We start from the raw sequence: 16,034 nt of genomic DNA, 5'->3' as shown, positions 1-16,034 counted from the left end.
TGGTGCGCTTGGGGGAAGTGGCTCCGTTGTCCCAGCGGTAGGTACTGCCCCCCGTGGCGGTGAGTTCAACACTGGGCTGGGCACAGGTGAGCTGGGCATTGGCGGGGGTGATGGTGGCGACAGGCACTTGGTTATCGCCCGTTATGGTTACACTCGCTACAGCTTGACAACCGCTTCCGGTTGTTACTGTCACAGAATAGGTGCCAGCTGTTGCAACGGTTGCGGTGTTGCCTCCATCGATTTGTCTCGCTCCATTGCTGAAGGCATACGTTGCATCACTGGTCGGACTTGCCGTCAGAGTCACCGTGGGCCTAGCACAGCTCAGGGTAGTGCTTGAGGGAGTAATGAATGCCGTGGGCGAAGCAACCACATCGATAGCATTGGTAGTGACCGTAAAACCATCAACATCGGTAACCTTCGCCCTGTAGCTACCTGCTTCCGTTGGCGAATATTGTGAACTTAACTCTCCCGAAGCCCATTTTTGGACCCGATTGTTGTTATGATCAGCCACATATACAGCACCCGCACCATCTACTGACACACTATAGGGGAAATTCAGTTGATCGGATGCCGAGCCTGCCTGACTATTTCCGGCCACAGTTTTTCCTGAACTGGCTCCGTTAGTCCACTTCTGGATGCGGTTATTGTTTTGGTCAACCGCATATACAGCGCCTGACCCATCTACATACACACCTTGAGGGGAATTCAGTTGATGGGTGCCGGAGCCGGGTCCATTTCCCCCTGCTACTACTTGGCCTAGGCTTTGTCCGACAGGCCATTTCATGATTCGATGGTTATTCCGGTCTGCTATGTAGGTGGCTCCTGATCCATCTACAAACACCCCGGTTGGAAAATTTAATTGATAGGTACTACTACCTTGCCCATATCCTCCCGCCACTAAAGTGCCCGTAGTGGCGCCAGCAGACCACTTCATGATTCGATGGTTACTGGCATCGGCGACATAAATTGCGCCAGAACCGTCTCCCCAGACGCTGGCAGGGCCATTTAGTTGATGATTGGCAGCGCCGGCATTATTCCCTCCTGCAACCAGCTGACCAAGACTGGCTCCTACGGCCCACTTCATGACCCGATTATTCGAGAAGTCAGCTACATAGACTGCTCCCGACTCATCCACCCAAATACCGTGTGGTTGATTGAGTTGGCTGAATGTTGATCCTGCTCCGTTACCTCCTGCTACGACTACGCCGGTCGTAGCACCTGGGGCCCACTTCATGACCCGTGCATTGTTCTTATCTGTTACATAGATTGCTCCTGCACCATCGACAAAAACGGCAGAAGGATTGTTCACCTGGGCTGCCCCTAAACCTGGTTCACCATTCCCTGCCACTGTCGTTCCAGTCGTAATGTTCTGAGCTTGACTGGTAAAAACAAGTCTTGAGCCGTTATACCATTCTACTTTTTGGATTAGGGATGAATTATTGACCGATAAGCTGGCTATGCCCACACAGGTGCCCGAAGCGTTATTGACCAAACTTGCCGTTGGAAGCACAGTTACAGTCATGGTCGCAACGGTCGAACAGCCGTTGGATGTACCCGTGACAGAGTAAACGGTAGTGGTGGTAGGTGAGACACTAATTCGATCTCCGGTCTGTCCCGTCGACCATGTATATGTATCGGAACCCGACGCCGAAATGGTGACACCCTGACCCGCTGTAATGGTTTGCGAAACGGGACTGATGGTCACTACGTTTGTAGTACCCTGATATTCATAAGCGCCTATGTCGACGGTTCCCCCCACGATGCGGGGGTTACCGGCCAGATCGGTGGTGATACTACTAAGCTCGGCTGCGGAGTTGGTTCCCCCATTGATGGCCGGTGAGCAACTGTTGAGCTGGATCGAGGAGGTGGACACAAAAGGATTGATAGTCGTTTTTCTATTGTTACCTCCATCAGTAAAACCTATCTCGGAGTCTTTTACCAGACAATTGCGCAGGGTCACGCTGCTTTCTAAAGTGCGCCGTATATTGTTAAAACCGATACCGTATAAGACACAGTTAATTAATGTTGTATTACCGCTGCCAATAAATATCTCCTCGTCAGAAGTCGTATTGGCGTTATCTTGAAAGCTACAATTGGTTAGCGTCATGTTACTGTAACTAACTATAGCTCCGCCAAGGGAAGTAGAAGAATTACTTTGGAAGCCACAGTTGATCAGACTTGTGCTACTATTATTGTTGTTGTATAGGGCCCCGCCACTAAATGCCGTATTACCCTGGAAGCTACAATTGATTAGACGGGGACTGCTGTCTTTATTATAGATGCCACCACCAAGTTGACTTTCACCTGAGTTATTGAGGAAGCTACAGTTGATCAGGGTAGGATTGCTGTTGCTTTCATTGTAGAGACCTCCTCCGCCACCGGTCGCCGTATTCCCCTGGAAGCTACAGTTGACCACCGTGGGGCTACTGCCACTATTGTACATCCCCCCGCCGTACTGATTAGAATTAAAAAAGCTGTCAGCCCTTCCATCGCTGATGATAAAGCCATCCAGAACAGCCGTGTTGTCGATCCCTAAATTGAAGATAACATGGTCACATTTCGAGCCGGAAATTGCGCCTGATAAAATGCTACTTGAAGCTTGCCCGCTGCCTGGGTTGACCACCGGCCGTTGAGCCAAATTGCTTTCGATACCTGTAAAGCCCCCATAAATCGCTACCCCATTCTTTAGCCCAAAGCTGATGTTTGCATTTTCGGGAGTATAGGTTCCGGCGGCTACCCATACCTGCTCGACCCCTGGGGCATTGATCATGGCCTGCAGATCCGGGGAGGCATGGGCCCAACTGCTGCCGTTACCCAAACCACTGCCACCCGGCTTGACATACAGAATCGAACCAGCCGTCACCAGCAGGTTGTAGACGCTACTCTGGCTCACACAGCCATCAGCCAGCCGAGCCTGCACCGTCAGCGAGAAACTGCCAAACTGGGTTGGTGTGCCCGACAGGACCCCGTTAGTGGCTAGGCTTAAACCGGCAGGCAAGGTGCCGCTGACTACGCTAAAGCTAAAGGACCCGCTGCCTCCAGCCGCTGTGAAGCGCTGGTTGAAGGCTTGTCCCACCCGGGTGGTGCTCAGGGTGGGGTTGGTGATAGTCACTACCGTGGGGTTCGCCTGATACTCATAGGCACCCATGTCGACGGTTCCGCCCACGATGCGAGGCTTGCCGGCCAGATCGGTGGTGACGCCACTGAGTCCGGTGGCTGAGTTGGTTCCTGCGTTGATGGCCGGTGAGCAGCTGTTGAGCTGGGTTGAGGAGGTGGACGCAAAAGGGGTATTGGTAGTGGTTTGGTTGTTGCCCCCATCGGTAAAGCCTCTGGTGGAGGCCTCTACCAGGCAGTTATTCAGGGTTATATTGCCTATCAGCGTATTATCGCCCCCATTGCCAAACAGCACACAATTAGTCAGGGTGGACATACTGTTACCAAATATGGCCCCACCCGCGGAAGAGGCTATGTTACCCTGAAAGCTACAGTTGGTCAACGCTGGGCTACTGTTACGGTTGTATAGGGCCCCACCGTTAAAAGAAGTATTACCCTGGAAGCTACAGCTGATTAGGGTAGGGGGGCTGTCTGTATTGTAGATGCCACCTCCAGATGATGCCGCTTCGTTACTCAGGAAGTTACAGTTGATCAGGATAGGGTTGCTATTGTTTTCGTTATAGAGCCCCCCACCACTCTCAATCGCCGTATTCTGCTGAAAGCTGCAGTTGACCACCGTGGGGCTACTGCCACTATTGTACATGCCCCCACCATACCGGTAATGACTATAAAAAGACTCAGCTTTTCCATTAGTGATCACAAAGCCATCCAGTACAGCGGTGCGGTTGATTCCTGAACCGTTATAAACTACATGGTAGCTGTTCGTGCTTCCAATCGCACCCGATAAAACGCTACTGGAACCGTTGCCCGGGTTGACCGCCGGACGTTGTGTTAGGCGGCTCTCGGTCCCCACGAAACCTCCATAGACTGCAACTCCGTTTTTCAACCCAAAGCTGATGGTGCGATCCGAATTATTGGTGGGTTTATAGGTTCCGGCCGCTACCCATACCTGCTCGACCCCCGGGGCATTGATCATGGCCTGCAGATCCGGGGAGGCATGGGCCCAACTGCTGCCGTTACCCAAACCACTGCCACCCGGCTTGACATACAGAATCGAACCAGCCGTCACCAGCAGGTTGTAGACGCTACTCTGGCTCACACAGCCATCAGCCAGCCGAGCCTGCACCGTCAGCGAGAAACTGCCAAACTGGGTTGGTGTGCCCGACAGGACCCCGTTAGTGGCTAGGCTTAAACCGGCAGGCAAGGTGCCGCTGACTACGCTAAAGCTAAAGGACCCGCTGCCTCCAGCCGCTGTGAAGCGCTGGTTGAAGGCTTGTCCCACCCGGGTGGTGCTCAGGGTGGGGTTGGTGATAGTCACTACCGTGGGGTTCGCCTGATACTCATAGGCACCCATGTCGACGGTTCCGCCCACGATGCGAGGCTTGCCGGCCAGATCGGTGGTGACGCCACTGAGTCCGGTGGCTGAGTTGGTTCCTGCGTTGATGGCCGGTGAGCAGCTGTTGAGCTGGGTTGAGGAGGTGGACGCAAAAGGGGTATTGGTAGTGGTTTGGTTGTTGCCCCCATCGGTAAAGCCTCTGGTGGAGGCCTCTACCAGGCAGTTATTCAGGGTTATATTGCCTATCAGCGTATTATCGCCCCCATTGCCAAACAGCACACAATTAGTCAGGGTTGTGTTACCACCAGCCTTAGCTAGCCCCCCGCCGTACCTAGCCGAATTTCCCTGGAAGCTACAGTTAGCCAGGCTGAGATTGCTGTTTTCAATGTATATACCTCCGCCATACGAAAGAGCTGTATTATTGAGGAATGAACAGTTGATTAGCGTAGAGTTGCTGGTAGAATTATAGATACCCCCGCCTGTATTTGCCGAATTGCTCTCGAAGTTACAATTAGTCAGACTGGGGTTACTGTCTCTATTGAACACCCCTCCGCCATTGAAAGAAGTCGAATTATTCAGGAAGTTACAGTTGGTCAGGATAGGGTTGCTATTGGTCTCATTATAAATGCCTCCTCCACTGCTATTTCCTTCGTTATTCAAGAAATTACAGTTAGTAAGAGTCGGGTTGCTGTTATTCGTATTGTACATTCCCCCGCCACTTGTAATGGCTGCATTACTTTGAAAAGTACAGTTGACTACGGTTGGGCTGCTACCATTATTGTACATGCCTCCACCGTTTGAATGTTGATTCGCGAGCTGATAGGCATTGCCTCCCGTGATGACAAATCCATCCAGCACAGCCGTGCCGTTGATTCCCGAGTCATTAAAGATCACATGGTAACTGTTGTCCTGAGCATAACCCAGATTACCAATGTCACCCGAAAGGATACTACCGGAAGGCTGTCCGTTGATTGGGTTGACGGGTGGCCGTTGTGTCAGTCTGATCTCAGTGCCCACAAAGCCCCCATAAACTGCCACCCCGTTTTTCAGCGCAAAGCTGATGGTTACATTTGCATTTTGTGTAGGCTTATAGGTACCTGCAGCCACCCAGACCTGTCCCCCCGTTGCGCTCAATGAGTTGATAGCGCCTTGTAAATTAGACGTAGCATTCGCCCAACTGGTGGCAGTTGCCGGGTTGGTATTTGTGCCGTTAGCCCGCACATACCGGATTTGCGCGGAGGCTAGCATTGAAAAACAAAGCAGACATCCCAGCAGAAAAAGGCGGTCAATACACTTCGGGATTAAATCAATTGATAAGAAGGAAGTAAAATGTTTATTCATAGATTTTAACGAATAGGAAGAGAAACCCGCAGTACTTGAGTGATGATATAAACGAAGGTTTTAAGGATGGTCCGGTAGGATATACCCCAGCAAACTGCCTACGAAAGCCAATAATCGCATGAAACTATGAGGGGGATTGACTGACTTTATTTCTTTTTCGTAGTCTACGAATAGCATCGAAACCCGAATCAGAGCGCCAAAATCCTTTGGGGGTAGTGTCAGCTGACCTGTGGCAATCAGGATGTGCATTCGCCGTAAAAACTGTTCAATACCCAGGGCGGGCTTGTGTACATAGCTCAGGTGAACCGGTTCCGTATGAGCATTTTTTAGCGTATGCGGTACACCTGCCGGAATGGTTACGGTTTCTCCGGATTTGACCAAGCGCCAAAATCCATCCATCCATACATACAGGGTGCCTTCCAGCACCTGAAAACTTTCCTCGGCCTGAGGGTGTACATGCCGTGGAGGCCCTTGAAATCCGGGTTTCAGTACAAGGATGGCTTCAAAGAAAGAACCATTGGTTTCTTTCGTGTCTTTGGTAATTTGCCACCACATTCCGGCGGCTGCAAAGTCCAGAATTCGAAGCGAATCTGGCTTGCGTACGTCTTTCATTCTTGCAGGTCGATTGAAATGTTGACTGCTTGTGGAGGGAAGCAACACTAGAAAATGCGGTTTTCTATCCCCCATGAGGTAAGTCCTCGGCAGCGCTACAAGAATACGGGAAGGCTCAGAAAACGAGGTGGATTCCTGTTCGGAAAGGGTGGACTATTGTTCGGAAAGAGCCGAACGACGGAAATTAAGGGGTGAAATCTTGAATTCTTCCGAAAAAACACGGCTAAAATACTTGGGATCGTCGAAGCCGACGGCGTAGGCAACTTCTGAAATGTTCAGACTCGTAGTGGTCAACAATTCTTTGGCTTTGTCCAACCGCAGCACCCGAATATAGCGGGTGATGGGCATACCCGTCAGGGCAACCAACTTCTGATGAAGTGTAGTACGACTCATGCCCATCTGATGGCAAATCTCTTCAATCGATAAGTTTGCGTTGCTTAGTTGTCCCTCTATCGTGGACCCTAATTTTTGCAGAAAAAGCTCTTCAAGTGAATCGGCTTCGGTAATGGTCGGTGGCCTTGATGCAACGGATTTCAGGGCCAGTTGGCTGTAGTACTGTTGCAGGATACGCCGGGATTGGAGAAGGTTGTGAAGCACGATCAGCAACTCATCCCGTTGAAAGGGTTTGGTAAGGTAGGCATCGGCACCCCAGCGAAGTCCACTGATCCGATCATGGTCAGCCGCCCGGGCGGTTAGCAATACAATGGGAATGTGGCTAGTACGCAGGTCATTTTTCAGTTCATCGCACAGCTGAAAGCCATCTTTCTGTGGCATCATTACGTCACTCAGAACAAGGTCTGGAATGGTTTCAAAGGCTTGGTCAATGCCAGTCTGGCCGGTATCGGCCCGGACAATGTGATACTTTTCCTCAAGACACAAACGAAGGTAGGTCGCTACATCTTCATTGTCCTCCACCAGCAACAGAATCGGTTTTTTTCGGGCCGTTTCGAGCATCGAATCAACCCGTTTTTCCAAAGGCTCTGTGTTCAGAGAAGGGGGTCTATGCAGCGGTACAGCCGCAGGCGGTGCTTGAGTCGTCTGGCGTAACTGAACGATAAATTCAGTTCCCTGGCCCGGTAGGCTGCGGATGGCTAATCCTCCGTCCATCAGGCCTACTAGTTCCCGTACCAGCGCCAACCCAATACCGGTTCCGCCCACTTCAGGAGCCGATGGATTGGAAACCTGAAAAAATCGGTTGAAAATGCGGGGCAGTTGATCCACGTCGATACCCGGCCCCGTATCGCGTATGGTAAAAAATAGACGGGAATCTGCCGAGTGGAATGGGGGTGCAACCGCTTCGTAATATCCCTGCGCATCAGCAGGTGATCGCTCGAGCTGGGCAGACAGCCGGAAATGAATAACTCCACCTACCGGTGTGAATTTGATGGCGTTCGATAACAGATTTGAAAGAACATCCTGCAGTTTATCCGAATCGAAATCCGCTTCCAGTGTTTCTTCGTCGGACTGAAAGTGCAGTTGAATGTTTTTTTGAATGGCCAGTGGGTGAAACGAATCCGCGATGTAATGACAGAAAAGGACTAGATCAGAGCGGGTTAATCGTAATCGCATTTCACCCGCTTCAATTTTTGATAAGTCCAGAATCTGATTGATCAGGCGAAGCAAATTATTGCCGTTGCGCTCGATCAGGTCAACGGCACGTTGGCCGGGACGAGCCGGGTCGTCCGGACGGTGTCGTTTCAGTTCCGAAGTAAGGCCCAGAATAACCGTCAACGGTGTTCTAAACTCGTGGGAAATATTGGCAAAAAACCGGGATTTGCTTTCGTTGAGCCGTTGGAGCATGTGGGCTTGTTGCTCAATGAGTTCTTTGTCTTCCTCGATTTGGGCGATGGCCTGCCGAATTTCCTGTTGTAGTCGTTTTTGTTCTTGATGGTGGTTCCAGGTCCGCCATCTCATCCAAACCCAAATACTGGCTATCAGCAACAGAATCATTGAAACCAGAAACCAGGCTTGTTGGTAAAAAGGTCGCACAACGACAACCTGGATGGTCAAGGTATTGGCCGACCATTGCCCGTTTGCGGCCTGCCCCCTGATGAGTAGCTCATGGGTACCGTAGGGAAGGTTGCTCAGCCGGAGCGACGATTCGACCTGGTGAATCCAGGTATTGTCGAGGTCCTTGAATTGATAGGCATACGCATTTTTTTCCGCATCGGTGTAATTCAACAGGGCAAATTCTAGGACAGCGCTTTGGTCGTCGGGTTGAATCACAATCTGGTGAGTAGTAGTAACTTCTTGCGTTTTGTCAATCAACTGGCGAATCGATTGATCAAACTGGCGAAACGAAACTACCTGTATGGGAAGGGGGGGCGACGGTTTTTCACCCACAAAATCAAGGGGGTCAAAAGCGGTTATGCCGTTGAGTCCTCCGAAATAAATCGTTCCGGTTTTATCCTGAAAATGCGCAATGCGATTGAATTCATTGTGGGTAATACCGTCCTGGACGAAATACGTTCGCGTAGTTACCTTCACCGGGTCAAATTGCATAATTCCGTAGTCACTGCTCATCCAGAGCTTTCCCTGCTGATCAGGGTAAACCGCATAAATGTTATCATTTGATAAACCCTCGGCACGTCGGAATTGACGGAAGCGGCCTTGTTGGCGATCCCAACGGATCAATCCGGAATTGGCCGTTGCAAGCCAGTAAATTCCGTTCGGATCTTGATAAAAATGTTGATAATTGTCAGCAGGCAGGTGAAAACGACTTTTCCCTCCACTCCAGTAGCGTGCCGTGACTCCCTTGACCGGATCAATGGTATACAGCCCGGTTGTCGCGCAAATCCAGAGGGTGCCCTGCTGATCCGGACCGATGTGGAGAACGTGCCCCTGCGCCAGTTCTGGGAAAGAATTGTAGTTTGTAAAGGGAGTTAACTGGCCGGAATGCCTATTGATCATAATAAGACCTGCCTGCGTACCACCCAGCCAGTGCTGAGGACCCAACGGATGCATTGCCCATAGGGTGGAAGTGCCGGGTAATTTTAAAGTCGTATAGGAGCCGGATGAGGGCTTGTAGTGAAGCAACTGATTGCCATTTCCAGCGTAGAGACTTCCCTGGCTATCGGCCGCTAAACCGTATGCGAAGACACTGTTGGCGTAAATTTTTTGGGCCTGCCCGCCCTGCTGAGAAACGGTGTAAAGCCCCAATTTTTCCAGGTTGGCATAGACTCGATCTCCTAAAACCGTAATGCCCCGTATGGCGGTCTGCACGCCCTGGTTGTTTTCCTGATAAACCAAGCGTTGAAAGTTATTCTGCGTTAATTTGACCTGGTAGACACCAAAGCTAGTACCTAGCCAGAATAGGCCACTGCGGTCTCTGAAAAAGCTGCGGTTTTCAATCGATTCCCCGGCGGTTTGGCCCGCGATTGTCACTATCGTTTTGTTTGTTGAATCCCGCAGGGTAATTCCATCCCACAAGAGCCCCGTTCGAGTAACCGGGTAGCAAATTGGACCCGTATACCGCTTCATCGACTCCAGCAGGGCGGTCGGCCAGATCCGACGGTGACCAGCTTCATCGACACTATAAAAGGTGTGATGATTACTTTGGGCAGGATTATAAACTGTGTAAAAAAACTCAATACCGGCATTACGCTGGCCGAAACACCAGCTTATGATGTTTCTGCCATGCTCGTACTGATGCAGAATCCGGCCATCCATGGTCAGCTCAACCAGGCGATTTTCATCCGCAATCCCCCAAACCGTCTGACGGGCTGTAGCTCGGAAAATACCCAGGGTTTTAAACTGTGGAAGGGGTACCCGCCGTAAGCCTGATTTCGGATGATAGGTGATCAGCGCTGCGGGATTGTAATTGGTTAAAAAAATGGTGCCATCATCACTGTTCAGCAGCCCCTGCAGGTCATTGAGCTTTGTGGAGTTTCGCTGGTTTCCTACGACCTGCTCAAAAGGTACCGTTTTACGCGTCAGTGGATTAAAAATGCAAATACGGGACTGTCCGGTGGAGCCACTCAACCATAAGTTACCTTGCGCATCCTCCGCCATGGAGTGGATGTCATCAAAGGGCAATCCGTTACGTTCTTTCGTGAAACTAGTGAAGTTTTTGCCATCGAATCGATTGAGGCCAAATTTAGTTCCAAACCACATGAACCCCTGTCGGTCCTGTAAAATGGCATTGACTTCACGGTGCGACAAGCCGTTTTCCGGTCCATAGTGTTTCACCGAGACGGCGTACTGCTGGGCCATTGAAGAAAAACTCAATACTAGAAAAGGGGCAATGTAAAAGCAAACGTTTATAAGAGGAAATGCTAAGCACAGATTAGCAGCCTTAGCCAGATGATAGAACGGCTGCAATTTCTTGTCTGCTCGTATAGATTGATGCAAAATGGTAATAGTGTCGACAAACATCCGAAACTGGAATTCAACGATGCCCACGGTAACAAAGCAAAAATAAACCCTATGCTAACCGGTAGCCCAATCGGGGTTTCTCTACTTTTTCCTGTCGATTAAAACACCGTCCATTGCAAATTTATGGCAATCTTATCCGATTAACAGCGTCTGGCCATATGAAACTAAATGATTTACCGAATAATGGGAAAAAGGGGCAAATGGTTATGAATGTATTCCGGAAGTTAGCGATTGGACCTAATTCCCTTCAAGTTAGCGATTTCAAGTGGATTTGAATGTCCCACAAAGTTTGCATTGAGTGGCTCCATGGGTTGATAACAATCTTTTCAGAGGTGTACTTATTTTTGTTTGGTCAGTAGTTATCTTATATAAACCCGGCCAGAAAGCTTTTGGCAAATTGCCAGTAAGCCAATTTTAGTCCGTTATTTCGCCAACTTATAGACCCTTCCAACTGGGATGGGAATGTGCCTGTAAATAATCACTCAGTATTTTACAGCAGGTTAGCCATTCCGAAAACGTTTTGGGTTTGATGAGGTAGGAGCGAACCCCTTCCTGATACGCATCAATTACATCTTCCAGGTCGGTGGAGGAGGTCAGAATAATAACCGGGACCTGTTTTGCCTGAGCCATCAATCGTTGAATGGTTTCCAAAATTGCCCAGCCATCCCGACGACGGGGCAAGTATAAATCCATTAAAACTAATTGTGGATAGGAGGAATGATTTTGTTGCTCCGTCTGAAAGAACGAAATCACCTCATTCTGATTTCGGGCAAGAACGGGATTCAATTGGGGGTTAACCTGCTTAAGGGCTTTTTGCAAGATCATCCATTGGTCCCAAGAATCTTCAATAACCAATAGACTGCCTGTATCGACTGGGTGTTGTTGGGCAGATTTTTCCATTGTTTTATACGGGGCTTGCTGCCGACTAGTCAAGTGCTCAAATAGTTAAGGTAAACAAAAAGCGTACCTTTTAAAGACCAGGCCTGAGCTTAAAAAGCTCAGGCTGTCAACAGATGCTGTTTAACTTTCATGCTATAGTACTACCAGGCGGCAAGCACCTTGTCTCTCAACAGGTCTATTTAATGAGGATACGGTCTATCTTGAGTTTTGCCTTCAACTGGTATCTTCTTTTTTCTACTCTTCCCTGGCCGGTTTGAATCCTGACCGAGTGACGGTTGAATAGAAATCGGTTACAGGAAGCCCTAATTTTTCCGTTGATCTGCGCTGGGAAACTCATGCCCCAATCTGTAGGATACTAGGCCAGCTCCTGCAGCCTCGGCCAACAAAGCAACTTCTTCGAGTGCAGCTTGATAAGGTTGTTCATGGAATCGTGCGAGTGTGGGAAAGGGTGTGTCGTTACTAATCCGATCTTTTTCTCATTTTGACTACAAATCCCCTCAATTCGACTACAGGTGCCGAAAGGCATAGCCTGACCTTTGCCGTATCATTAAAATTGAAGAGCTACAGTATGATACATCAGAATGAAAAGGCAGGCATTTCAAGTTTGTCAACGCCGGTTAAATCGGAAAAAGTTTGGTTTGTAACGGGTGCTTCCCGTGGTTTTGGACGCATTTGGGTTGAAGCTGCCCTTAAGCGTGGCGATAAGGTGGCAGCCACCGCACGGAAATTGGAGAGCATTGCCGACCTAAATGAGAAATATGGCGAGAAGGTGCTGACACTCGAGCTTGATGTAACCAAGCCAGCGCAGGCGAAAACCGCCGTTGAACAAGCTTATGCTCACTTTGGCCGGCTTGATATTGTGCTCAATAATGCCGGTTATTCCCTGGTTGGCACGATTGAGGAAGCCAGTGCGGATGATATTCGTGCCCTGTACGAAACCAATGTCATCGGACCCGTTTCCATTATTCAGGCTGCCTTGCCGCTTCTGCGAAAGCAGGGTAGTGGTCATATCCTGGGCACATCAAGCAACCTGGGTCATGTAACGTTACCGGTGATTGGCTACTACGCTTCATCAAAATGGGCATTTGAAGCCATTCACGAAAGCCTGGCTTCGGAGGTGAAACCGTTTGGAATCAACGTAACCATCATTGAACCGGGCGCGTATGCCACCGACTTCGGAAGCCAGGAATCCTTGAAATTCGCGCCAGGTCTTGATACCTACGCCGTTTTTAAGCAGGCATTCTTTCAAGATTTGCAGAAAATGGAACGAGGAAATCCTCATGCAACCCCAGCGGCTCTTTTTCAACTTGTCGATGCCCCTCAACCGCCCCTACGGTTCTTCCTGGGCAGTCAATGTTTGCCTTGGGTGCGGCAGGCCTACCACGAGCGATTAGCCACCTGGGAAGCCTGGCAAGACGTTTCTAATTCGGCGCAAGGTTAATCCAGGAGAGAACCTGCGGACAGCGAAAGTGGTTGATAAAGCGTGCCTGATAACCGATCTAGTAATGGTATCGGTTATCTTTTTTTAAGTCTGATCGATGAGCAAAACAGAAAATAGCCCCAAAAAAATGGAAACGTTAGCCGATGCGCACCGCGCCTTTGGCTTGCTAAAACCGCAGCACCCGTTGGTGAGCTTGATCAACGGTACCTACACCCAGGTAGAAGCGGCTAGCATTCCTCATTTTCACGTGTTGGGTTTTTATAAAATAGCCTATAAACCAAAGCTGGGCGGCAATTTAAAGTATGGACAGAGCTATTATGACTTCGATGAAGGTGGTTTGCTTTTCGCTTCACCGGGCCAGGTTATTGGTAGTCATGACAATGAGATTAGCGTGTGTTCCGAATATACATTGCTGATTCATCCGGATTTCTTTTTAGGGTATTCAATTGCCAAAACCATCAAACAGTATGGTTTCTTTTCGTATTCCACCAAGGAAACGCTACACCTTTCAGAGGATGAACGAATAACGATCTTTGAGATCTTTAAAATGATTGATAAGGAATTAGCCAGCCGGATCGACGATTTCAGCCAGGACGTGGTTATTTCCCAAATTGAATTGTTGCTAAACTACGCGAACCGTTTTTATAAACGTCAGTTTATCACGCGCAAAGCAGTGAATCATAATCTCCTTCAGAAGTTGGAGGAGATTATGGATCAGTATTTTACCGCCCAAACACCGATCAACCAAGGATTGCCGACTGTAGGGTTTTTGGCAGAACAGGTAAACGTGTCACCCAGTTATTTGAGCGATATGCTCCGGTCGTTGATTGGGCAAAATGCTCAGCAATATATACACGATAAATTGATTGAAGCCGCCAAAGAGAAGTTATCAACTACCGATTTAACCGTCAGTGAAGTAGCTTTCGAGCTGGGATTTGAACATTCGCAATCGTTCAGTAAGCTCTTCAAAACGAAAACGAACCTATCGCCATTAGCATTCCGGCGCTCGTTCAACTAAATAGCATAAACCGGTTGGATGCGGTAACTTGTAGCTCCTCCTAAACAAATACGTTTTATCCGAAAGAAAGCTGCGGCCATCCTCGCGTTGAAGTTAGGGTGGCTGCGAATGTTTTAACAAACCCTTATACTACCTGGTACTATCCACGCAGTTCACCTTAAAACGGACGGTTTTCAATCGATGTTTTATCAACCTAACTGGCAAAACGGCGAATCGGGATCATCACGTCGTTAAGAAGGGCAGGAGGGAATCGTTTGAAGGTATGATGCCTCTTTTGAAACCCTTTGGAAACCACCCATTCTAACTCTTTCAGGTGGGATTGTATACGAGTAATAAGAAGAACAGTTTAAATCATCACCTGATCTAAAACGCTGCCTACTAAGCATCCATTTAACGTGAAGCATACAAATTCCGTATCGTTCAGCGCTGCCTTCCTGGATTGTTTTCACTTCGTTAGTCGTACCCTATGCCAGGGGCTATCTGGGTACTGCAGCGGCCTATTTTAGCGGGAAATACACCAGAATGTTGTGTAAAATTTTCAATATCAAATTTTGTGGTTTTTGCCCCTCACTGATGGCGCCTGATGGATAGCAACGGCATTGTGAAGCAGTTTTACAAAAGTTGAGGGCTATCGCAATGGCTAAACTTGACGAAGATTTAAGCCGTTCATAGCATGGGAAAGTCCCGAAGCTATGTTTCGGCAATCCGTGTAGCCAAGGCATCTACTGCTTTGGTTATTCCATGTGAACACTTCTGAGGAGGACGTTACTTTATTCCTGGTTTTTCGTCAAAGGGTTATTTACCTGCAAAATTTACCATGACGAAACATAGCTTCCGAGCTTTACCCCTTATCAAGCAAATGGAAGTAATCTGGCTAAAAGGCCAGTTTGTTGGCTTCCGCTATCACCATCAACGGCTGTTCCGGCTAGTGTGGATTGAGAACTTCTTTATTGAACTTACCTACGCTCAGGATGGGGCAACCATCATCCAGGCGAATCCGGTTTCCAGAACGGCCGACTTTACCCCTTATTCCTGAAACGAATACCAATTGAAGATTAGGACGTCGGGGAAACCCGTGACGTGACCGATAGCAGCACACCACTTATAAAAATAGAGAGAGAGGACAAATGGCTAAGCAAGTAGAAATGGATCACCACAAGGCGACTGATTGGAAGGTTGGGGACCTTATTGTTGGGGGCGGGGATACCTTTTTAATCTTATCCCTAACTGGCGACTATATAGATCAAACCGGAGACGCAGACAATTTTATGTTTGAAAAGTTGAACGACGACAATTTCTATCGACGAGTGCTCTTCAGCGGTTTAGACTATGCCTTTAGTAGTAACGAGCAAGCTAAACAGGATTTTAAAGCAGGCGTATTTAGTCCCTTTTTTGCCATGCTTGACCAAAAACAGAAGGAGTTGTCTGAGCAGTCCGTACAAGAGTTGCTTTTACAACCCACCTATCGATATCTGATGCAGGTTAACAATCAGAGCCATGCCGTAATTGATCGGTGGCATTCAACCGGATGGAAAGTGATTCCTTACGAGAGTTTGGCACAGGCAATAGAGGATGATGCAACAAATTCCCGCTCTATAGCCTCGGTCACCCATGTAGATGAAGTGAGCCTTCACCTCACTCTTGAATTTTTAGAACAAAAAATAGCGATTGCTCTTCCGCTCAATGACTTACGGTTTGTTGCCTTGGTGTAACTTTAGAAAATGCTGAGCCTAGGTTTGTATGGGGTAATGATTGAGTTGCCCACTCCATTTCAGGAACCTGAGACCGCAAAACCAGGTTTCGAACCGAAATCACGGCAAGTTAGAATCACGATGAGGGATGGGATCGTACATCTTTATTGGCTTCATTAGGCGTGTCTTTCCTGTGACAATAGGTAA

At 48.8% G+C, this 16,034-nt stretch carries 8 protein-coding genes; 4 read left to right on the top strand and 4 right to left on the bottom strand.

Annotated elements, in window-relative coordinates; translation table 11 throughout:
- The 4 genes from ACYVH9_RS30525 to ACYVH9_RS30510 form a co-directional block, all read right to left on the bottom strand.
- On the bottom strand, positions 1-5,698 hold a 5,698-nt coding region (locus tag ACYVH9_RS30525), incomplete at its 3' end, for a choice-of-anchor Q domain-containing protein (protein ID WP_460640247.1).
- A gap of 153 nt (positions 5,699-5,851) precedes the next feature.
- Positions 5,852-6,403: a cupin domain-containing protein gene (locus tag ACYVH9_RS30520; RefSeq protein WP_460640246.1), complete on the bottom strand. Its 552-nt coding sequence runs from the start codon at positions 6,401-6,403 to the stop codon at positions 5,852-5,854.
- Between the two features lie 153 nt (positions 6,404-6,556).
- Positions 6,557-10,615: a two-component regulator propeller domain-containing protein gene (locus tag ACYVH9_RS30515; RefSeq protein WP_460640245.1), complete on the bottom strand. Its 4,059-nt coding sequence runs from the start codon at positions 10,613-10,615 to the stop codon at positions 6,557-6,559.
- A 597-nt stretch (positions 10,616-11,212) separates the two neighbouring features.
- Positions 11,213-11,677, bottom strand: a complete 465-nt coding sequence (locus ACYVH9_RS30510; RefSeq protein WP_460640244.1) for a response regulator — start codon at positions 11,675-11,677, stop codon at positions 11,213-11,215.
- A gap of 568 nt (positions 11,678-12,245) precedes the next feature.
- Here ACYVH9_RS30510 and ACYVH9_RS30505 point away from each other — a divergent pair.
- From ACYVH9_RS30505 to ACYVH9_RS30490, 4 genes are all read left to right on the top strand, one after another.
- Positions 12,246-13,118, top strand: a complete 873-nt coding sequence (locus ACYVH9_RS30505) for an SDR family NAD(P)-dependent oxidoreductase (protein ID WP_460640243.1) — start codon at positions 12,246-12,248, stop codon at positions 13,116-13,118.
- A gap of 97 nt (positions 13,119-13,215) precedes the next feature.
- Positions 13,216-14,136: a helix-turn-helix domain-containing protein gene (locus ACYVH9_RS30500; protein WP_460640242.1), complete on the top strand. Its 921-nt coding sequence runs from the start codon at positions 13,216-13,218 to the stop codon at positions 14,134-14,136.
- Between the two features lie 859 nt (positions 14,137-14,995).
- Entirely contained in the window at positions 14,996-15,172 is a 177-nt protein-coding gene (locus ACYVH9_RS30495; RefSeq protein WP_460640241.1) for a hypothetical protein, read from the top strand.
- Between the two features lie 91 nt (positions 15,173-15,263).
- A complete protein-coding gene (locus tag ACYVH9_RS30490) occupies positions 15,264-15,848 on the top strand; it encodes a hypothetical protein (protein ID WP_460640240.1) in 585 nt (194 codons plus the stop codon).
- The last annotated feature ends 186 nt before the right edge of the window (positions 15,849-16,034 follow it).

This window comes from Larkinella harenae (genome assembly GCF_054780515.1).
The sequence above is the reverse complement of the archived record's forward strand: the minus strand, read 5'-3'. Positions and strand labels throughout refer to the sequence as shown.

Excerpts from the sequence above, each read along its gene's own strand:
- ACYVH9_RS30520 (WP_460640246.1), bottom strand. The coding sequence starts at position 6,403 with ATGAAAGACGTACGCAAGCCAGATTCGCTTCGAATTCTGGACTTTGCA.
- ACYVH9_RS30515 (WP_460640245.1), bottom strand. The coding sequence starts at position 10,615 with ATGGCCCAGCAGTACGCCGTCTCGGTGAAACACTATGGACCGGAAAAC.
- ACYVH9_RS30510 (WP_460640244.1), bottom strand. The coding sequence starts at position 11,677 with ATGGAAAAATCTGCCCAACAACACCCAGTCGATACAGGCAGTCTATTG.
- ACYVH9_RS30505 (WP_460640243.1), top strand. The coding sequence starts at position 12,246 with ATGATACATCAGAATGAAAAGGCAGGCATTTCAAGTTTGTCAACGCCG.
- ACYVH9_RS30500 (WP_460640242.1), top strand. The coding sequence starts at position 13,216 with ATGAGCAAAACAGAAAATAGCCCCAAAAAAATGGAAACGTTAGCCGAT.
- ACYVH9_RS30495 (WP_460640241.1), top strand. The coding sequence starts at position 14,996 with ATGGAAGTAATCTGGCTAAAAGGCCAGTTTGTTGGCTTCCGCTATCAC.
- ACYVH9_RS30490 (WP_460640240.1), top strand. The coding sequence starts at position 15,264 with ATGGCTAAGCAAGTAGAAATGGATCACCACAAGGCGACTGATTGGAAG.